We start from the raw sequence: 19,471 nt of genomic DNA, 5'->3' as shown, positions 1-19,471 counted from the left end.
CAACAACGGAGTACGGGAAGCGGCCAGGTCTGTCCGATCGGTGGACGGATCGCCCCCCGGATCCGCGCAGTCTTCGATGATCCCGCAGTGGTGCAGCTCGCTGCCGCGCGGGGTCCGCGAGAAACCCATCAAGTTCCAGTGCCGCTCCGTGGCCGCAGGCCACGCCGACACACCGAGGTTGCCGTAACCATGCGTCACGACGAAGGAGTCCGTGGTGAGTGCTGATCAGCTCACGTACCTCGCCTCAGGCAGTTGCCACTTCGGGGACGCCGGCTGCGGCTTCCCGGCCCCAGGCCTGAACGAGTTCGACTTCGAGCCGATCTTCACGATCGGCAGCTTCTACTTCAACAAGCCGATGCTGCTGTCGATGATCGTCGCAGTGCTGGTGGTCGTCTTCTTCTGGGCGTCCTTCGCCAAGCCGCGCCTGGTCCCCGGCAAGCTGCAGCTGGTCGGCGAGATCGGCTACGACTTCGTCAAGCGCTCCATCGTGCTGGAGACGATCGGCAAGAAGGGCGAGAAGTACGTCCCGATGCTCGTCTCGATGTTCTTCTTCATCTGGCTGATGAACATCATGTCGATCATCCCGTTCGCCCAGTTCCCGGTGACCGCGGCGATCGCCTTCCCGGCGGGTCTGGCCGGCGTCGTGTGGATCACCTACATGACGCTGACCTTCAAGAAGCACGGCTTCGTCGGCGGTATGAAGAACCTCTGCTGGCCCTCGGGCATCCCCGGCTGGGTCATGTTCATCCTGGTGCCGATCGAGTTCTTCTCGAACATCTTCGTGCGCCCCTTCACGCTCGCGGTCCGAGCCTTCGCGAACATGTTCGCCGGCCACCTGCTGATCGTGATGTTCTCCGTCGCCTCCTGGTACCTGCTCAGCCCGACCCTGGGCGCGCTCTACGGCTCGGCCTCGTTCGTCGTCGCCGTCGCGCTGACCGCCTTCGAGCTGCTGGTCCAGTTCCTGCAGGCCTACATCTTCGTGATGCTGGCCAGCAGCTACATCGCCGGTGCCCTCGAAGAGGCGCACTGAGCCAGGGGGCCACGGCCCCACCCTGAACCAACCTCCCGGATCGCCCGGTGGCCAATCACCACCGGTTCACCACCTTGCAAAGGACAACTGCAATGAGCTTCCTCGCTGAGGGCACTGTCTACGGTTCCGTCGCCTCCATCGGCTACGGCCTCGCCGCCATCGGCCCCGGCATCGGCGTCGGTCTCATCTTCGGTAACGGTGTCCAGGCCATGGCCCGTCAGCCCGAGGCCGCCGGTCTCATCCGCTCCAACATGTTCATCGGCTTCGCGCTGACCGAGGCGCTCGCCCTCATCGGCATCGTCATGCCGTTCGTCTTCGGCAACAAGTAATCCTGCCGCAGACCCTTTCGAGGAAGGTCCAGATATGAGCATCGCGGCTCAGCTCGCGGCCGAGGAGAAGATGAACCCTCTCCTCCCCAACTGGCCCGAGATCGTCATCGGCCTGCTCTGCTTCTTCATCGTCTTCGGTCTCCTCGGCAAGAAGCTCCTCCCCAGCATCGAGAAGGTGCTGTCGGAGCGTCGGGACGCCATCGAGGGCGGCATGGAGCGGGCCGAGACCGCTCAGGCCGAGGCCCAGGCCCTGCTTGAGCAGTACCGTGCCGAGCTCGCCGAGGCGCGTCACGAGGCCGCTCGGATCGTCGAGCAGGCTCGCGAGCAGGGCGCCGCCCAGCTCGCGGAGATGCGCGAGGAGGGCCAGCGCCAGCGCGAGGCCATCGTCGCCGCCGGCCACGCCCAGATCGAGGCCGACAAGAAGCAGGCGACCGCCGCCCTGCGCCAGGACGTGGGTTCGCTGGCTTCCCAGCTGGCCTCCCGCATCGTGGGTGAGTCCCTCGAGGACCAGGCGCGGCAGAGCGGCGTGATCGACCGCTTCCTGGACGAGCTGGAGGCCAAGGCCGCCGTTGCTCAGGGTGCGGCCAAGTGATCGGCGCCAGCCGTGAGGCCCTCGCCGCCGGCCGGCAGAACCTGGAGAGCCTGACCGACTCCACCTCGGTGGACGCGGCCAAGCTCGCCGAGGAGCTCACCGCCGTCACGGCCGTGCTCGACCGCGAGGTGTCGCTGCGCCGCGTCCTGACCGACCCGTCCCGGTCGGGCCAGGACAAGGCTCAGCTGGTCTCCTCGCTGCTGACCGGCCAGGTCTCCGGCGAGACCGTGGACCTGGTCTCCGGCCTGGTCCGCTCCCGCTGGTCGGGCGCGCGCGACCTGGTCGACGCCACCGAGGAACTGGCCGCGTACGCCGAGGTCATCGCCGCCGACAAGGCCGGCGTCCTGGACGACGTCGAGGACGAGCTGTTCCGGTTCGGCCGGGTGGTGAGCGGCTCCCAGGAGCTGCGCGCCGCGCTGACCGAGCCGAAGGCCGGTGCCGCCGCGAAGGCCGAGCTGATCAAGAAGCTGCTCGGCGGCCGCGCCAACGCCGGCACGGTCCGGCTCGTCACCGCTCTCGTCAACGCGCCGCGTGGCCGTAGCCTGGAGCAGGGCCTGGAGTCCTACTCGAAGCTCGCCGCCTCGCGCCGTGGCCGCGTGGTGGCGCTGGTCACCACCGCCGTGCCGCTGTCCGACGCCCAGAAGGAGCGCCTGTCGGGTGCTCTGGGCCGGATGTACGGGCGCCAGGTCCACCTGAACATCGACGTCGACCCCGAGGTCGTCGGCGGTGTCCGGGTGCAGATCGGCGACGAGATCATCGACGGCACCGTGTCGAGCCGCCTCGAAGGCGCTCGCCAGTCGCTCGAAGGCTGAGCACCGAAGCACATCCGACCCTCGGTCGGGAACCGGCTCCACCGGAGCCGGCAAATCGTACGGCCGGTTCGAGAGACCCGGCCGAGAGTCGAATACTTGCGGCCCTCAATGGCGGGCCGAGGATCGCAAACTAGGAGAGCAGGGAAGCCTGATGGCGGAGCTTACGATCCGTCCGGAGGAGATCCGGGACGCGCTGGCCGACTTTGTCCAGTCGTACCAGCCGGACGCGGCCTCGCGTGAAGAGGTCGGCACGGTCACCGAGGCCATGGACGGTATTGCCAAGGTCGAGGGCCTGCCCTCGGTCATGGCGAACGAGCTGCTGAAGTTCGAGGACGGCACGCTCGGTCTCGCGCTGAACCTCGACACCCGTGAGATCGGTGTCGTCGTCCTCGGTGAGTTCAGTGGCATCGAAGAGGGCCAGACGGTGCGCCGCACCGGCGAGGTCCTCTCCGTTCCGGTCGGCGACGGCTACCTCGGCCGCGTCGTGGACCCGCTGGGCAACCCGATCGACGGTCTGGGCGAGATCGCCGCCACCGGCCGCCGCGCCCTGGAGCTGCAGGCCCCCGGCGTCATGGCCCGCAAGTCGGTCCGTGAGCCGCTGCAGACCGGCATCAAGGCCATCGACGCGATGACCCCGATCGGCCGCGGCCAGCGCCAGCTGATCATCGGCGACCGCCAGACCGGCAAGACCGCGGTGGCCGTCGACACGATCATCAACCAGCGCGACAACTGGCGCTCGGGCGACCCGAAGAAGCAGGTCCGCTGCATCTACGTCGCCGTGGGCCAGAAGGGCTCCACCATCGCGTCCGTCCGCGGCGCCCTGGAGGAGGCCGGCGCGCTGGAGTACACCACCATCGTGGCTGCTCCCGCCTCCGACCCGGCCGGCTTCAAGTACCTCGCCCCGTACACCGGCTCGGCCATCGGCCAGGAGTGGATGTACGACGGCAAGCACGTCCTGATCATCTTCGACGACCTGTCGAAGCAGGCCGAGGCCTACCGCTCCGTCTCCCTGCTGCTGCGCCGCCCGCCGGGCCGCGAGGCCTACCCGGGTGACGTCTTCTACCTGCACTCCCGCCTGCTGGAGCGCTGCGCCAAGCTGAACGACGAGCTCGGCGGCGGCTCGATGACCGGTCTGCCGATCATCGAGACCAAGGCCAACGACGTGTCGGCGTACATCCCGACCAACGTCATCTCCATCACCGACGGCCAGTGCTTCCTGGAGTCCGACCTGTTCAACGCCGGCATCCGCCCGGCCGTGAACGTCGGTATCTCGGTCTCCCGCGTCGGTGGCTCGGCCCAGATCCGCGCCATGCGCTCGGTCGCCGGCCGCCTGCGTCTGGACCTCGCCCAGTACCGTGAGCTGGAGGCGTTCGCCGCCTTCGGTTCCGACCTGGACGCGGCCTCCAAGGCCCAGCTGGAGCGCGGTGCGCGCATGGTCGAGCTGCTGAAGCAGGGCCAGTACCAGCCGTTCCCGGTCGAGGAGCAGGTCGTCTCCATCTGGGCCGGCACCAACGGCAAGCTGGACGACGTTCCGGTCGCCGAGATCCGCCGCTTCGAGCGCGAGTTCCTGGACCACGTGCGTCTGCAGCACAAGGACCTGCTGGCCGGCATCGTCGAGACCGGCAAGCTGGAGGACGGCACGGTCGACGCGCTGACCGCCGCGATCGAGGCCTTCAAGCAGGGCTACCAGACCGCCGACGGCAAGCTGCTCTCCGAGCAGGCCTGAGTCCGGTAGCGAGGGAAAGGACGTAACGACCCATGGGAGCACAGCTTCGGGTCTACAAGCGCCGGATCCGCTCTGTCACCGCGACGAAGAAGATCACCAAGGCGATGGAGATGATCTCCGCGTCGCGCATCGTCAAGGCGCAGCGCGCGGTGGCCGCCTCCACTCCGTACGCCGATGAGCTCACCCGGGCGGTGACGGCGGTGGCCACCCGGTCCAACGCCAAGCACCCGCTCACCACCGAGAACCCGAACGCCACCCGGGCCGCCGTTCTGCTGATCACGGCGGACCGCGGTCTGGCGGGCGGCTACTCGACCAACGCCATCAAGGCGGCGCTGACGCTCACCGAGCGCCTGCGCGGCGAGGGCAAGGACGTGGTGACGTACATCGTCGGTCGCAAGGGCGTCTCGTACTACACCTTCCGCGACTTCGCGGTCGAGGGCTCGTGGACGGGATTCTCCGACAAGCCGACCTACGGCGACGCGAAGGCCGTGGCGGTCGACCTGATCGAGGCCTTCACGGCCGAGACGGGCGGCGTGGACGAGCTGCACCTGATCTCGACCAAGTTCGAGTCGATGCTGACGCAGACGGCGGTCGACGCCCGACTGCTGCCGCTGAAGCTCGACGAGGTCGAACTCAGCGACGAGTCGAAGGCCAAGCACGAGATCTTCCCGCTGTACGACTTCGAGCCGTCGGCGGAGGGCGTCCTGGACGCACTGCTGCCGCGGTACGTCGAGAGCCGGATCTACAACGCGCTGCTGCAGTCGGCCGCCTCCGAGCACGCCGCCCGCCGGCGCGCGATGAAGAGCGCGACGGACAACGCCGGCGAGCTCATCAAGTCGCTCACGCGGCTTGCCAACTCGGCCCGTCAGGCCGAGATCACCCAGGAAATCAGCGAGATCGTCGGCGGCGCCAACGCCCTCGCCGACGCTAGCCGCGGGAGCGAATGAGAATGACCACCACTGTTGAGCCGACCACGGCGACGGGCCGCGTCGCGCGGGTCATCGGCCCGGTCGTCGACGTGGAGTTCCCCGTCGACGCGATTCCGGACATGTACAACGCCCTGCACGTCGAGGTGGACAACCCCGACGGCACCGGCAAGAAGACCCTGACCCTCGAGGTCGCCCAGCACCTCGGCGACGGCATGGTCCGCGGCATCTCGATGCAGCCGACCGACGGCCTGGTCCGTGGCACGCAGGTCTCCGACACCGGCGCCGCCATCTCCGTGCCGGTCGGCCAGATCACCAAGGGCAAGGTCTTCAACGCCCTCGGTGACGTGCTGAACGTGGACCAGGCGGAGTTCGACAAGCAGGTCGAGGTCCGCTGGCCGATCCACCGCAAGGCCCCGGAGTTCAAGGACCTCGAGTCCAAGACCGAGATGTTCGAGACCGGCATCAAGGTCATCGACCTCCTCACCCCGTACGTCCAGGGTGGCAAGATCGGTCTGTTCGGTGGTGCCGGTGTCGGCAAGACCGTTCTGATCCAGGAGATGATCTACCGCGTCGCCGAGAACTTCGGTGGTGTGTCGGTGTTCGCCGGCGTCGGCGAGCGCACCCGTGAGGGCAACGACCTCATCGACGAGATGGTCGACTCGGGCGTTCTGGACAAGACCGCGCTGGTCTTCGGCCAGATGGACGAGCCGCCGGGCACCCGTCTGCGCGTCGCGCTCTCCGCGCTGACCATGGCGGAGTACTTCCGTGACGTCGAGAAGCAGGACGTGCTCCTCTTCATCGACAACATCTTCCGGTTCACCCAGGCCGGTTCCGAGGTGTCGACCCTGCTCGGCCGCATGCCCTCCGCGGTGGGCTACCAGCCGAACCTGGCCGACGAGATGGGCCTCCTGCAGGAGCGCATCACCTCGACCCGTGGTCACTCGATCACCTCGATGCAGGCGATCTACGTCCCCGCGGACGACCTGACCGACCCGGCCCCGGCCACCACCTTCGCCCACCTGGACGCGACCACCGTTCTGTCGCGTCCGATCTCGGAGAAGGGCATCTACCCGGCCGTCGACCCGCTGGACTCCACGTCCCGCATCCTCGACCCGCGGTACATCGCGCAGAACCACTACGAGACGGCCATCCGTATCAAGGGGATTCTGCAGAAGTACAAGGACCTCCAGGACATCATCGCGATCCTCGGTATCGACGAGCTGTCCGAGGAGGACAAGGTCACGGTCCACCGTGCCCGTCGCATCGAGCGCTTCCTCTCGCAGAACACCTACGTGGCGAAGCAGTTCACCGGTGTCGAGGGTTCGACCGTGCCGCTGTCGGAGACCATCGAGGCCTTCAACGCGATCGCGGACGGCAAGTACGACGCCGTTCCGGAGCAGGCCTTCTTCATGTGCGGTGGCATCGAGGACCTCGAGAAGAACGCCGCCGAGCTGGCGAAGAAGTAATCGCGGCCGGTAGCAGCTGAGTGACCGTGAGGGGTGGGCCCCAACCCTGGGACCCACCCCTCGCGTCGCATCGGCTGTGATTCCGGTCAAATCCGTGCCGCCGGTTTCATGCCGGGGGCGCGGGGCCGTTATTCTTACCGAAACTCCCGAGTAATCGGGGGTTGCATGAGCCTAGGAGCCCACGTTGGCTGAGCTGCACGTCGAGCTGGTCGCAGCCGACCGCAAGGTGTGGTCCGGTGCGGCCACCATCGTCGTCGCCCGTACGGCCTCCGGTGACACCGGCATCATGCCGGGTCACACGCCGGTGCTGAGCGTGCTGGAGACCGGTCCGGTCACCATCCGCACGGTGGACGGCGGCACCGTGATCGCCGCGGTGCACGGTGGCTTCATCTCCTTCGCCGACAACAAGCTGTCTCTGCTCGCGGAGATCGCCGAGCTGGCGGACGAGATCGATGTCGCCCGTGCCGAGCGGGCACTGGAGAAGGCGAAGTCGGGCCTGGACGAGCACGCCGAGCGTCGCGCCGAGGTGCGGCTGTTCGCGGCGCGCGGTCTCAAGGCCCACGCCTGAGTGCGCCAGACCCTCTAGCGGGGTCGACCGACGGTCCCGGGGACGCGCGAGCGTGACCCCGGGACTGTCGTCTCAGTTGGTAGGTCAATGCGGTCGCCTGATACGACCGGTACGGGGAACGCGGGTAGCGAGGAGGTAGGTGAGCATGGTCCTCGCCCTTGTCGTGTGTGCGGCGGTCGTGGCACTGGGTGTGATCGGCCTGGTCGCGTTCGCGGTACGCCGCCGCGTCATCCAGCGCGTCGGCGGCACGTTCGACTGCAGTTACCGGCTCAAAATGCCTGCCGACGCCTCGACGCAGCCCGACCTCGACGAGAACGGCAAACCCACCTCGGCCCCGGTTCCCCAGACCGACGGCAAGGGGTGGGTTTTTGGTATCGGCCGCTACAGCGGTGACTCGATCGAGTGGTTCCGGGTCTTCTCGTACGCCCCCCGCCCGCGCAAGGTGCTGCCCCGCCGGGAGATCGAGGTCCTCGGCCGGCGCTACCCCGAGGGCCAGGAGGAGCTGGCACTGCTCTCCGGCTCGGTCGTGCTGCGCTGCCTGCACGACGGCGCCCCGCTGGAGCTGGCGATGAGCGAGGACGCGCTGACCGGCTTCCTGGCCTGGCTGGAAGCCGCCCCGCCCGGGCAGAGGGTCAACGTCGCGTAGCGACGAGACCCTCGGGGTGGGGGTACCTCCCGGCCGGAGGCTGGGGTGGGGGTACCTCCCGGCCGGAGGCCAGGAGAGGGTTAACGTGGCCTAACCGCGTCGCTAGGGTGGGGGCATGGTCAATCTGACGCGCATCTACACCCGTACCGGCGACGACGGCACCACCGCGCTCGGTGACATGAGCCGCACGACCAAGACCGATCCGCGCCTGGTCGCGTACGCCGACACCAACGAGGCGAACGCCGCGATCGGGGTGGCGATCGCCGCCGGCGGCCTCGCCGAGGACATCGCCGCGGTGCTCACCCGGGTGCAGAACGACCTCTTCGACGTCGGTGCCGACCTGGCCACCCCGGTGGTGGAGGACCCGAAGTACCCGCCGCTGCGGGTGCTGCAGTCCTACATCGACCGGCTGGAAGCCGACTGCGACCACTACCTGGAGCAGCTGGAGAAGCTGCGCAGCTTCATCCTCCCCGGTGGCACCCCCGGAGCCGCGTACCTGCACCTGGCCTGCACGGTCGTCCGCCGGGCGGAGCGGGCCACCTGGTCCGCCATCGACGTGCACGGGGACAGCGTGAACCCGCTGACCGCCAAGTACCTGAACCGGCTCTCCGACCTGCTGTTCATCCTGGCCCGGGCGGCCAACAAGGAGCAGGGCGACGTCCTCTGGGTGCCGGGAGAGAACCGCTAGCGCCGGCTCTCCGGGATCTCCCGGGCGACCACCCGGCCGTCCTCGACGAGCGCGCCGGCCGGGGGCTCCTTGGGCCAGATCGTGTAGCTGGCCGCGATCACGGTGTTGACCAGCGCGGCCACGCCCAGCCTCCAGTACCACTGCGTGAACACGCCGGTGCCGGGGGCGTCGGTGCACAGCTTCAGCACGGTGATCAGGGTGACCGTGATCGCGGCGGAGACCAGGGTGCGCCGGCAGATCCGCCACTCGTGGCGGCTCCGGGCCCTGCCGTACTTGGGCGCGGGCGGCGGCTTCGGGCCGCCGCCGAAGCGGTGCAGGAAGCGCGCGTCGGCCCAGCGGACCACGGACGGCCCGTAGCCGACGGAGAAGCCCAGGTAGCTCGCGGCGAGCGCGTGCGTCCAGGAGGCGGTGGCGCCGCCGCGCAGGTCGAACAGGGTCAGCAGGAAGAGCACCAGGTCGATCACGGGCAGCCCGACCAGCAGGACGGTGCTGACCGCGCGCCACCGCAGCAGGTAGCGGGTGGCCAGCCCCAGGCCGAGGACCACCCAGAAGGCGACTTCGGCGGCGAGGACGAGGGTGACGATCATGGTGGGCTCCGCAGCTCTCGACGGTGCCTCCAGCCTTCCGGAGCGGGGCCCGCGGGGCGTCGTCGCCGGAGCCGAACCGGGTCTGCATCTTTCGATGTACCGCGGCTCCTCCGCCGACCGGAGCCGGGCGGTGGTCCGGGGATGATCTGATGGTGCTCGTGCGCAGACCCACACTCACCCCGCGGCAGGAAGACCGGGCGATCGCGCTCTTCGGGCTGCTCGGCGGGCTGCTGCTGATCGCTCTCAAGGTGTACGACCACTCCTCGGCGATCCCGCGGTGGGCGGTCGTGCCGCCCCTGCTGGTGATGGCCGCGCTGGAGCTGGTCCGGCGCACCAGGCCGGTGCTGACCGCGACCGTCGGCGGCTTCGTCTTCGCCGCCAGCATCTTCTCCGGTGCCCTGCTGGCGACCAGCCTGATGTACACGGACCTGCTGTACGCCGCGGTGCTCTACGGCAGCCCGAAGATGTCGCGGATCCTGCACCTGACCGGTGCGGCCTCGGTGCTGGTGCTCTCCACCCTGGTGCTGGTCTACAGCGACGCGTCCAACGCGGCGGCCGTGGTGGTGCTCACCGCGCTGATCTACCTCGCGCCGGTGTGGACCGGCGACCTGGTGCGCAAGCACCGCGAGGAGGCGGTGGCCCAGCGCCTGCGGGCCGAGCAGACCGCGCTGCTGTCCGAGATGGACCGGCGTGAGGCTGTCGGCGCCGAACGGGCCCGGATGGCAAGGGAGTTGCACGACGTGGTGGCCAACCACCTGTCCGCCATCGCGATCCACGCCACCGGCGCGCAGTCGGTCGCGAGGCGCCAGCGGCGGGCCGAGGACGACCCGCTGGTGGAGGTGCTCGCGGTGATCCGGGAGAACAGCGTCCAGGGATTGGCCGAAATGCGCCGCATGATCGGACTGCTGCGCGACAGTGGCGGGGGAGAGGCCGACGAGTCGTACGCCGCCCCCGACCTGGACGCGGTGGACGCACTGCTGGCCAAGGCCCGGGCGGCCGGCCAGGACGTCGGGCTGGACTTCGTGCTCACCGAGCGTGGCGAGCGGGGGGAGCTGCCGGTGCCGGTCGGCCTGGCGGCGTACCGGATCGTGCAGGAGTCGCTGACCAACGCGCTCAAGCACGCCGGGACGGGGCGCGTCCGGGTGCTGCTGGACTACCGGCCGGAAGAGCTGCGGATCGCGGTGGACAGCCCGTACCGCAGCGGCGCCGGCCGGGCACTGCCCGGTGCCGGGGCCGGCATGGTGGGCATGGGGGAACGGGCCGGGCTGCTCGGCGGGAGCTTCACCGCCGGCCCGGAGGGAGACTGCTGGAGCGTCCGCGCGGTACTGCCGCGGGCGCTGGCGGCCGAGGCCGGGAAGGGGCGGGCATGACGATCCGGGTGCTGGTGGCGGAGGACCAGGCTGCGGTCCGGGCGGCGCTGGTGATGATCCTGCGGGCCGAACCGGACCTGGAGGTCGTCGGGCAGGCCGCCGACGGCGAGGAGGCGGTGCGGCTCGCACTGGAACTGCGGCCGGACGTGGTGCTGATGGACGTGCAGATGCCGCGGCTGGACGGCGTCTCGGCGACCCGCGAGGTGGTGGCCGCCGGGGCGGCCCAGGTGCTGGTGCTGACCACCTTCGACCTGGACGAGTACGTCTACGGCGCGCTGCGGGCCGGTGCGGCAGGGTTCCTGCTGAAGGACCTGGAGGCGGACACGCTGGTCGAGGGCATCCGCACGGTGGCGCGCGGGGACGGCATGCTGGCGCCCTCGGTGACCAGGCGGCTGATCGGCAGCTTCGCCCGCCCGGGGCGCACCGTCGGGCCGGAGGTCCGGGAGGCGGTGGCCGCGCTCACCCCGCGCGAGCGCGAGGTGCTGGCCTGCATCGGCGCCGGGCTCTCCAACGGCGAGATCGCCGGGCGGCTGGTGATGGCGGAGGCGACCACCAAGACCCACGTCAGCCGGATCCTGTCCAAGCTGAAGCTGCGCAGCCGGGTGCAGGCGGCGATCCTGGCCCAGGACCTCGGACTGGGCGTCTGACCGCGGCCGTCCCCGCCCGGCACGTCCGGCGCAGATCACACTCTCGGATGGCACCACGGGCGCGCGAAGGGCATTAGAGTCCCGCGCGTAGCGTGTGAAGCGAGCGGAGCCGGAACAGCGGCGCGCTTCGCGGACGCGACCGCCGGGCGGTAGCGCGGCGGGAGGACAGAGCGACGCGGCTCTCGTGCGGTGACCCTGCGCTGAGCCGCCTTCAGGGCCCGCCCGCAGGGCGGCGACGGCATCCGGGAGACCCAGCCATGAGCAATGCGTCCAGCCAGCAGATCGCCGTGATCGGCGCCGGCCTGATGGGGGCCGGCATCGCCCAGGTCTCCGCCCAGGCGGGGCACCCGGTGGTGCTGCGGGACGTCACCGAGGAGGCGCTGCAGCGCGGCCTCGCGGGCATCCGCGCCTCGTACGAGAAGTTCGTCTCCAAGGGCCGGCTCACCGCCGAGGAGGCCGAGGCGGCGCTCGGCCGGATCACCACCACGACCGACCTGGGCGCCGTCGCCGAGGCCGACATCGTGGTCGAGGCGGTCTTCGAGAAGCTCGAGGTCAAGGAGGGCGTCTTCAAGGAGCTCGACAAGCTCGCCAAGGACGGCGCCGTCCTCGCCTCCAACACCTCCGCCATCCCGATCACCCGGATCGCCGCCGCCACGCAGCGCCCGGAGTCGGTCGTCGGCGTGCACTTCTTCTCGCCGGTGCCGCTGATGAAGCTGGTCGAGCTGGTCCGCGGCTACAAGACCAGTGACGAGACGCTGGCCCGCGCCCGCGCCTTCGCCGAGGGCGTCGGCAAGGACGTCGTGGTGGTCAACCGTGACGTGGCCGGTTTCGTCACCACCCGCCTGATCACCGCGCTGGTCGTCGAGGCCGCCAAGCTGTACGAGTCGGGCGTCGCCACCGCCGAGGACATCGACACCGCCTGCCGGCTCGGTTTCGGCCACCCGATGGGCCCGCTGGAGACCGCGGACCTGACCGGCGTGGACATCCTGCTGCACGCCGCGCGGAACATCTACGCCGAGACCCAGGACGAGAAGTTCGCCGCGCCGGAGATCATGGCGCGCATGGTCACCGCCGGTGACCTGGGCCGCAAGAGCGGCCGTGGCTTCTACCCGTACCCGGGCAAGTGAGCCGCGGTCCGAGCTGACCGGGCGGGCCGTGCGATCGGAGAATCGTACGGCCCGCCCTGCCGAGGGCGGGTGAGTTTCCTCACGCCGGGTGCCGCAGACGGGTGATTTGGGCGGTAATCGAGCGTAGGTATGGAGAGTTCCTGCGTATATTCCCTCGGACGAGTGAAGTTGCTTCAGATCTGGCCGGAACCAGCAACCTGCGGACCTGGTTCACCGTCAGATGAGGGGGAACCCGGCCCAGGCTGACGACGCCGCGGCCGGGCCCGGGCGCGGGGCTTCAGGCCCGCCCGGACGGACACCGTTGGACACCCGTTCCCGGACCCGGTGCGGCCCGGGGCGGGACAACCCGTACCAGTGACCCGCCAGGCGGAGGAGGAGACCATGCGCATCACGGGCGACCACGCCGCGCTGGCCATCGAGGGCCGCCTCGACGTGCGTACCGCCGCCGACGCGCGGGTCCGGCTGCACCAGGCCGTCGACGGCGGGCGGGGCGACCTCGTCCTCGACCTCACCCGGCTGGAGTTCTGGGACGCCACCGGCCTCGGCGTGATCATGGGCACGCACCGGCGGGCCGGCCGGATCGGCCGCCGGCTGGTGCTGCGTTCCGTCCCGGCCCAGCTGCAGCGGTTGCTGGTGGCGACCCGGCTGCACCGCATCCTCGCCGTCGAGGGCGTCGTCGCCGAGCCGCGCGGTGCGACCCTGCCCGTGTTCGGCCCGGTGCTGTAGCCGCCCCTTCCCCCTTTCCTTTCCCTGCTGTGTCTTCGCGTTCCCGGTGCGGTGTGCGGTCCGGGGCGGGACCGCGCTGTGCGGTCGCGCGAGGATGTGCAAGAGTCTGCCGTCAGAAGACGGCCGCGGGGCCGGTCTCCAGCGCCCGCAGCCTCGGGCGAGGACGGCCCCCGGCCCGGGGAAACAGCCGTGCGGAGTCGTCGGCGAACAGGGGCGGAGCAGATCGTGGGACAGCCATCCGGTGAGTTCCGGCAGGAGGCCGTACGCACCCGGGGCGGTGAGCTCGTCTCCGGCGGCCTGCTGGTGACCGTCGGCACCCCGGAAGGCTCCGAGGTGCGCCCCTGCCCCGAGGAGTGGCGCCCCCGCCCGCGCCGGCTGGAGCGCAGCGAACCCGCCCGCGGCCCGGTCGGCGGCCCCGGCCGCGCGGTCGGCCCGCTCGCCCTCGGTGCCGGGCCCGCCGACCTGCCGCTGCTCGACCGCGAGGCCGACACGGCCCGGCTGCTCGGCCTGCTCGCCGAGGGCCGCTCGATACGCCTGGTCGGCCAGGCCGGCTCCGGCCGCAGCGCACTGCTGTCGGCCGTCGCCGCGGCGGCCGGCGGCCTCGCACCCGGTGGCGTCGTCCAGCTCTGCGGCCACCGCCGCACCGCCGCCGACCTGCTCCAGGACCTCTTCGCCGCCACCCACCACGCCCCGGGCTTCCGCCCCGACCCCGGGCAGCTCGCCGCCCACCTCGGCCGGGTCGGCGCGATCGTGGTGATCGACGAGGTGGAGCCGGCCGGCCCCGAGCTGGAGGAACTGCTCGCCGCGGCCCCCGAGTGCGCCTTCCTGATCTCCGTCGCCCCCGACAGCCCGCCGCTGCCCGCGGACTCCCGGCTCCAGGACCACCTGGTCGCCGGCCTGTCCCGCCCCGCCTGCCTCGCGCTCGCCGCCCGGCTGGCCGGCCGCCCGCTGGACGCGGCCGAGAAGGCCTGGGCCGTCGACCTCTGGTTCGAGTCCGAGGGGCTGCCGCTGCGCTTCGTCCAGGCCGCCGCGCTGCTGCGGCAGCGGGATGTCGCGGTGGACGCGCTGGTGGCCGCCGAGGAGGACCGGCTCGACGTCTTCGGCGCGGTCCGCGCACCCGAGCACGACCCGGACCCGGCGGTCCGCGAGGGCGAGCTGCGCCGCACCGTGGCGCTGCCGTCCGTCGCCGAGAGCGCCTCGCCCGCCGTCCGGCTCGCCGAGGGCCTGAGCGAGCCGGCCCAGGCCGTCCTGCGGCTCGCCGTGGCGCTCGGCGGGGAGTGCCCGACCGCGCCGCACCTGCCCGCGCTGATCGACGTCGGCCAGGGCGAGAGCGCCCTGCACGAACTCGCCGACGCCGGGCTCGCGGTGTCCATCGGCGGCCACCACCGGCTCACCGCGGGCGCGCTCGAACTGCTCGTCCCGCACTGGCCGGCCGGCAACAGCACGGACGGCGCCGCCCAGCACTTCGCCTGGTGGGTCGGGCACAGCTCGGTCTCCACCGAGCAGATCGCGGCCGAGGCCGAGGTGGTGATCGGCGTCCTGCTGGCCGACCGCGCCGCCGGCCGGCACACCGCCGTCGTCCGGCTCGCCCGGGCCGCCGGACCGGCGCTGGCCCTGGCGCTGCGCTGGGGCGCGTGGGAGCGCGCCCTGCTGCTCGGCCTGGAGGCCGCCCGGCAGACCGGCTCCCGGGCCGACGAGGCCTGGTTCCACCACGAGTTGGGCGTCCACGCGATCTGCGTCCGGGAGCCCTCGCGGGCGGCCGCCGAACTGGAGACCGCGCTGTCCCTGCGGGCCGCCCTCGGCGAGCCGCGCGGGGCCGCCGGCGCCCGCCGGATGCTCGAACTGCTGCGCGCCGACGGCCGGCAGCTGCCCGCCGCAGGCCAGGCCGGCCCGGTGCCCCCGCGACGGCCGGTCATCCGGGCGATCGCGCAGGTGCCGTGGCGGTTCAAGACCACCCCCGGTACGGGCGGCCGCACCCGGCGGACGGCGATCGCGGCCTCGGCGGCGGTGCTGGCGCTCGGCGTCCTCGGTACGGCGGTCGGGCTCAGCGTGGCCGGTCCGGAGGAGCACCGCGGCACCGACCCGCACAGCAGCAGCGACGACGGCAGCCTGCCCACGAGCCGGCCGACGCCCCGGCCGAGCCTCAGCCCGTCGGCGACCGACTCCGGCGGTACGGAGAGCCAGAGCGGCTCCCCGGCGCCCGAGGAGTCCGGCCCCGAGCCGTCGGCGAGCACCAGCGGGGCCTCGCGCTCGCCGTCGGCGTCGGCGTCGGCCTCGAAGAAGCCGAGCAGGTCGCCGAGCGCCGGCGAGACCACCACCCAGTCGCAGCCGCCGGGCCAGCCGCAGCCGCCGGCCCCCGGGCAGCCGCAGCCGCCCGCTCCGCGCCCGGAGCCGCCGGCGCCGACCACGCAGCCGAGCCCGCCCTCCGGCACCTCGTCGCCGACCGCGAGCACCTCCCCGGGGACGCCGACGCCGTCGGGCTCGGTGAGTCCGACGGCGCCGTCGTCGCCCTGAGGGATCAGGGCCCGGTCCGGATCAGAACAGCTTCAGCTTGTCGTCGTCGATGCCGCGCAGCTCGTCGTAGTCCAGCACCACGCAGCCGATGCCGCGGTCGGTCGCCAGGACGCGGGCCTGCGGCTTGATCTCCTGCGCGGCGAAGACGCCCTTGACCGGGGCGAGCAGCGGGTCCCGGTTGAGCAGCTCCAGGTAGCGGGTGAGCTGCTCGACGCCGTCGATCTCGCCGCGGCGCTTGATCTCGACGGCGACCGTCGCGCCGTCCGAGTCGCGGCAGAGGATGTCGACCGGGCCGATCGCGGTCGGGTACTCGCGGCGGATCAGGGACCAGCCCGCGCCGAGCACCTCCATCCGGTCCGCGAGCAGCTCCTGGAGGTGCGCCTCGACGCCGTCCTTGATCAGGCCCGGGTCCACCCCCAGTTCGTGGGAGGAGTCGTGCAGCACCTCCTCCAGCGTGATGATGAGCTTCTCGCCGGCCTTGTTCTCCACCGTCCAGATCCCGTCGGCCTCCTTGAGGGCGCACGGCGGGGACATCCAGTTGAGCGGCTTGTAGGCACGGTCGTCGGCGTGGATGCTGACGCTGCCGTCGGCCTTGACCAGGATGAGCCTGGTGGCGGAGGGCAGATGGGCGGAGAGCCGACCGGCATAGTCGACTGAGCAGCGGGCAATTACGAGACGCACGGTCGACCACGCTAGCCCACCGGGGCCAGTTGATGCGATTCCGCGACGACCGGGTGAAGAATCCGCGGAGCCCGCGAACATGGAGGCTCGGCGATCCGGCCAACGGCGGTCGGCACTCTGGCGCGCCCGCCCTCGGGCAGCTACGGTGTGTGACGGCATGCTCGCAGGATCGTTGTCAACGGGGATGGAGACTTCAGATGAACGATCCAACGGGATCAGGCCAATCTGGTGCACAGGGGCGTATTTCCGGAGTAATCCGAAGGAATGACCGGCCCGGCCCTCCGTTGACTGCCACGCTGTTCTGAGCGGCCGGCGCCGCCGATGCGTCCCTCGACGGGTCCTCGGCGCCGACGCCTCCGCACGGTGCCGGAAACAGCCGTCCGACGGCGTTCCGGACACCACGTGCGATGCCCACCCTCACCCTCAGCTTGGACCACGCATCACCACCCGAGCCGCCGCGCGGGTGGACCGCGAGAGGAGAATCCATGTCGCTCGACGTCTCACCGGCCCTGCTCGAAAAGGCCGAGCGGGGCGAGGTCGACGAGCGGGAATTCGTCGACTGCGTCCGCGTCTCGCTGCCGTACGCCTGGGAGCTGATCAGTTCGCTGGTCGCCCAGGCGAAGGTCGACGGCACCGACTTCGCCGACAACCACGTGCCGCCGCCCAGCGAGCAGGCCCGCGGCCAGCTCCTCCGGGCGCTCGCCAGCGACGCCATCCGGGGTGCGCTGCAGCGCCACTTCGGTGTCCGGCTGGCCTTCCAGAACTGTCACCGGGTGGCGGTCTTCCTGCCGTCGGACTCCAACGAGGCGCGGTTCGAGCGCTTCACGTCCGTCCGGGAGCAGCTGCTCAACCAGTCCGAGGAACTCCGGGACTGCTGACCGGTCGTCGGGGGACGCCTCCCCGGCGCCCGTCACCGCCACCGGGCCGCCCCGCCCCCGCCGAGGGGGAGGGGCGGCCCGGGCGCTGCTGTTCGCCCGCTCGCCTCCGGGGCGCTCGGACCCGGTGCCGACTCCCCCAGCCTGGCGGCCGGGAGGTGCCCCCACACTCCGGCGCTCCTTCGTCGCTTGTCGTTCTTCGCTTTCGGCACCGGCGCGCCCCTTCGGCTCGGGGCGGGGCGCCCGCGGGTTCAGGCGAGTTGCGGCAGGACCTCGGAGCCGAGCCGGGCGATGTTGTGCAGGGTGGCCTCGCGGTCCCCGCTGCCCTCGGCGAGCAGCGCGAAGCGGCGGATCCCGGTCCGCTCGGCGGTGGCCAGCAGCCGGTCCGCGCACTGCTTCGGCGTGCCCACCGCGTGCAGGTCGCAGAGGAGTTCGGTGTACTGGTGCGGGTCGCGCATCTTGCGCTCCCGGCCGTCGACGGTGCGGTGCGCGCCGAGCCCGTACTCGAACCAGCCGGGCATCGCCCGCAGCAGGGTGGCCCGGGCCGTCGAGGTGCGGTCGTCCACCTGGGCCACGCCGGCCGCGACGTGCTGGAGGTTCACCCGGCGCAGCTGCTCCTCGCCGCGCCCGGCGGCCAGCCAGGCGGTCCGGTACAGCTCCAGCATCTGCAGCTTGTCGTCGTCCCCCGAGTGCATGCCGAGCAGCATCGGCAGCCCTCGTTCGGCCGCCAGCCGGACCCCGCCCGGAGAGGTGCAGGCGACCACCACCGGCGGGCCGGCCGCCGGGCGCCCCGCCGTGCCGGGCTCTTCGCCGGAGCCGTCGGCGTCCTGGCGCTGACGGGGAAAGCGCAGCGGACCGGACTGGTCGCCGAGGCCGAGCCAGGTGCCGAGTTCGGACCGGCGCGGCGGCTCGGTGGCGCGCGGCACCACGGCCACCTCCGGGAAGCTGAACTGCGGCCCGTCCGCGCCCACCCGGGAGCCGCGCAGCCAGCGCAGCAGCAGGTCGAGCCGCTCGGGGAAGCCCTGCTCGTAGGCGTCCACGCCGCTGCCGAAGACGTCCAGGTCGATCCACGGCCCGCCGCGGCCGACCCCGAGGGTGAACCGCCCGCCGGAGGTGAGGTGCAGCAGCGCGGCCTGTTCGCCGAGCGCCACCGGGTGGGTGGTGGAGAGCACGCTGACCGCCGTGCCGACGCCGATCCGGCGGGTGCGCCCGAGCAGCAGTGCGGCGAGCGTGGCGGCGTTCGGGCAGACCCCGTACGGCACGAAGTGGTGCTCGGCCAGCCAGACGCTGTCCAGGCCCGCGCGTTCGGCCTCGACGGCGGCGCGCACGGTGCGGTCGAGCGCCTCGCCGTGGGTCTGTCCGGGGAACTGCGCGGAGAGCAGGAAGGCACCGACCCGCACCGGCGCGGTGTCCGGGGGGAGCGCGCCCGCGCGGGCGGGGGCGGGCAGCGGGGTGCCTGCGGTGGTGGTCACCGGGGCGGCGGCGAGCGCCTGGCCGGGGGCGGGCGGGCGGACCCCGACGGGCCGGCGGGTCTCGGCTCGGGCGCTGGTCTTGGTCATCCTTGGGCCTCCTCGGGTGCGCGCAGGGTTTGCGGGCCCCGCCTCTCACCCTCGTGAGTAACCGATGTCATGTGCCAATGGCACGCCGAACCACCAATTTCACGGGAGAACGGGTGGATATCACGGGAAACACCGGAGTACCGGACGATGCCGTGATAGAGGCCGATAGCCGTCCTGGGTACGGGCCGTCGGTCGTAGGCTGGGACGGTCCCGAGCCCCCCGCAGAGAGGTAGCCCGACGTGTCGCCCCGCCGCAACCGGATCAAGAGCGCCGCCGACCGCGAGACCGCGGAGCCGGCCGCCCCGCTCGGCGGCTCGCTGCGCCGCACCGAGAGCTACCAGGACGACGACTGGGTGGTGCAGACCGTGGCCGGCACGGCCGGCCGGTTCTACCGCTGCCCCGGGTGCGACCAGGAGATCCCGCCGGGCGTCGGCCACGTGGTGGCCTGGCCGGCCCACGGCGCCGGGGTGGACGACCGGCGGCACTGGCACCGGGCCTGCTGGGGCGCCCGCGAGCGCCGGGCCGCCAACCTCCAGCGCGGCCGCGGCGCCCCCCCGGGCGGGGGGGGGCGGGCGGGGCGGGGGGGGGGGGGCGGGGGG

Annotated in this window: 20 protein-coding genes; 17 read left to right on the top strand and 3 right to left on the bottom strand. The window is 71.8% G+C overall.

The annotated features are described in order from the left end of the window. The first annotated feature begins 214 nt into the window (after positions 1–214). The 10 genes from atpB to ABZ885_RS13965 all read left to right on the top strand — a co-directional run bounded on the left by atpB (position 215) and on the right by ABZ885_RS13965 (position 8,786). Entirely contained in the window at positions 215–1,030 is an 816-nt protein-coding gene (gene atpB / locus ABZ885_RS14010; RefSeq protein WP_360187400.1) for a F0F1 ATP synthase subunit A, read from the top strand. Positions 1,031–1,122: 92 nt separating this feature from the next. Continuing rightward, positions 1,123–1,359: an ATP synthase F0 subunit C gene (gene atpE, locus ABZ885_RS14005; protein WP_148642913.1), complete on the top strand. Its 237-nt coding sequence runs from the start codon at positions 1,123–1,125 to the stop codon at positions 1,357–1,359. Between the two features lie 34 nt (positions 1,360–1,393). Continuing rightward, entirely contained in the window at positions 1,394–1,951 is a 558-nt protein-coding gene (locus ABZ885_RS14000) for a F0F1 ATP synthase subunit B (RefSeq protein ID WP_360187398.1), read from the top strand. Further along, positions 1,948–2,763 (top strand): F0F1 ATP synthase subunit delta, encoded by an 816-nt coding sequence (locus tag ABZ885_RS13995; protein ID WP_360187396.1) that lies wholly within the window; start codon positions 1,948–1,950, stop codon positions 2,761–2,763. Before ABZ885_RS14000 ends, ABZ885_RS13995 begins: the two co-directional genes overlap by 4 nt. Before the next feature lie 151 nt (positions 2,764–2,914). Continuing rightward, the gene (gene atpA, locus ABZ885_RS13990; protein WP_360187394.1) at positions 2,915–4,489 is read left to right on the top strand and encodes a F0F1 ATP synthase subunit alpha; all 1,575 of its coding nucleotides are present in this window, start codon (positions 2,915–2,917) and stop codon (positions 4,487–4,489) included. A gap of 32 nt (positions 4,490–4,521) precedes the next feature. After that, positions 4,522–5,436 carry a F0F1 ATP synthase subunit gamma gene (locus ABZ885_RS13985; protein ID WP_360187392.1) on the top strand — a complete coding sequence of 305 codons (915 nt, stop codon included), beginning with the start codon at positions 4,522–4,524 and terminating at the stop codon, positions 5,434–5,436. A gap of 2 nt (positions 5,437–5,438) precedes the next feature. Then, the gene (atpD, locus tag ABZ885_RS13980; protein ID WP_360187390.1) at positions 5,439–6,884 is read left to right on the top strand and encodes a F0F1 ATP synthase subunit beta; all 1,446 of its coding nucleotides are present in this window, start codon (positions 5,439–5,441) and stop codon (positions 6,882–6,884) included. A gap of 184 nt (positions 6,885–7,068) precedes the next feature. Further along, entirely contained in the window at positions 7,069–7,452 is a 384-nt protein-coding gene (locus ABZ885_RS13975) for a F0F1 ATP synthase subunit epsilon (protein ID WP_030235805.1), read from the top strand. 145 nt (positions 7,453–7,597) lie between these two features. Beyond that, the gene (locus ABZ885_RS13970) at positions 7,598–8,098 is read left to right on the top strand and encodes a DUF2550 domain-containing protein (RefSeq protein ID WP_360187388.1); all 501 of its coding nucleotides are present in this window, start codon (positions 7,598–7,600) and stop codon (positions 8,096–8,098) included. A gap of 115 nt (positions 8,099–8,213) precedes the next feature. Beyond that, positions 8,214–8,786, top strand: a complete 573-nt coding sequence (locus tag ABZ885_RS13965; RefSeq protein WP_360187386.1) for a cob(I)yrinic acid a,c-diamide adenosyltransferase — start codon at positions 8,214–8,216, stop codon at positions 8,784–8,786. Here the strand turns inward: ABZ885_RS13965 and ABZ885_RS13960 are convergent. After that, positions 8,783–9,373, bottom strand: a complete 591-nt coding sequence (locus ABZ885_RS13960; RefSeq protein WP_360187384.1) for a hypothetical protein — start codon at positions 9,371–9,373, stop codon at positions 8,783–8,785. The two genes, ABZ885_RS13965 and ABZ885_RS13960, sit on opposite strands and share 4 nt — an antisense overlap. A gap of 149 nt (positions 9,374–9,522) precedes the next feature. On the opposite strand from ABZ885_RS13960, the gene ABZ885_RS13955 reads away from it, so the two are divergent. From ABZ885_RS13955 to ABZ885_RS13935, 5 genes are all read left to right on the top strand, one after another. Then, on the top strand, positions 9,523–10,743 hold the full coding sequence (locus tag ABZ885_RS13955; protein ID WP_360187382.1) for a histidine kinase: 1,221 nt from the start codon (positions 9,523–9,525) through the stop codon (positions 10,741–10,743). Continuing rightward, positions 10,740–11,390 carry a response regulator transcription factor gene (locus ABZ885_RS13950; RefSeq protein WP_360187380.1) on the top strand — a complete coding sequence of 217 codons (651 nt, stop codon included), beginning with the start codon at positions 10,740–10,742 and terminating at the stop codon, positions 11,388–11,390. Before ABZ885_RS13955 ends, ABZ885_RS13950 begins: the two co-directional genes overlap by 4 nt. Positions 11,391–11,647: 257 nt before the next feature. Beyond that, positions 11,648–12,517 carry a 3-hydroxyacyl-CoA dehydrogenase family protein gene (locus ABZ885_RS13945; protein WP_360187379.1) on the top strand — a complete coding sequence of 290 codons (870 nt, stop codon included), beginning with the start codon at positions 11,648–11,650 and terminating at the stop codon, positions 12,515–12,517. Positions 12,518–12,898: 381 nt separating this feature from the next. Continuing rightward, positions 12,899–13,243: an STAS domain-containing protein gene (locus tag ABZ885_RS13940; RefSeq protein ID WP_360187377.1), complete on the top strand. Its 345-nt coding sequence runs from the start codon at positions 12,899–12,901 to the stop codon at positions 13,241–13,243. Positions 13,244–13,468: 225 nt separating this feature from the next. After that, on the top strand, positions 13,469–15,757 hold the full coding sequence (locus ABZ885_RS13935; protein WP_360187375.1) for an ATP-binding protein: 2,289 nt from the start codon (positions 13,469–13,471) through the stop codon (positions 15,755–15,757). Positions 15,758–15,778: 21 nt separating this feature from the next. On the opposite strand, the gene nucS is transcribed toward ABZ885_RS13935, so the two are convergent. Continuing rightward, positions 15,779–16,438, bottom strand: a complete 660-nt coding sequence (nucS, locus tag ABZ885_RS13930) for an endonuclease NucS (RefSeq protein ID WP_360187373.1) — start codon at positions 16,436–16,438, stop codon at positions 15,779–15,781. Between the two features lie 485 nt (positions 16,439–16,923). Between nucS and ABZ885_RS13925 the strand changes: the two genes are divergently transcribed. After that, the gene (locus ABZ885_RS13925; RefSeq protein ID WP_360187371.1) at positions 16,924–17,316 is read left to right on the top strand and encodes an SCO5389 family protein; all 393 of its coding nucleotides are present in this window, start codon (positions 16,924–16,926) and stop codon (positions 17,314–17,316) included. A gap of 248 nt (positions 17,317–17,564) precedes the next feature. Here ABZ885_RS13925 and ABZ885_RS13920 read toward each other — a convergent pair whose 3' ends face one another. After that, positions 17,565–18,713, bottom strand: a complete 1,149-nt coding sequence (locus tag ABZ885_RS13920) for an LLM class flavin-dependent oxidoreductase (protein WP_360187418.1) — start codon at positions 18,711–18,713, stop codon at positions 17,565–17,567. A 419-nt stretch (positions 18,714–19,132) separates the two neighbouring features. Between ABZ885_RS13920 and ABZ885_RS13915 the strand changes: the two genes are divergently transcribed. After that, positions 19,133–19,471 (top strand): hypothetical protein (locus tag ABZ885_RS13915; protein ID WP_360187416.1); only part of this gene is annotated, 339 nt, incomplete at its 3' end.

The sequence above is a fragment of the Kitasatospora sp. NPDC047058 genome (assembly GCF_040643935.1).
Lineage (GTDB): Bacteria > Actinomycetota > Actinomycetes > Streptomycetales > Streptomycetaceae > Kitasatospora.
Note: the sequence above shows the minus strand (reverse complement) of the source record. Positions and strands in the feature narration are given on the sequence as shown.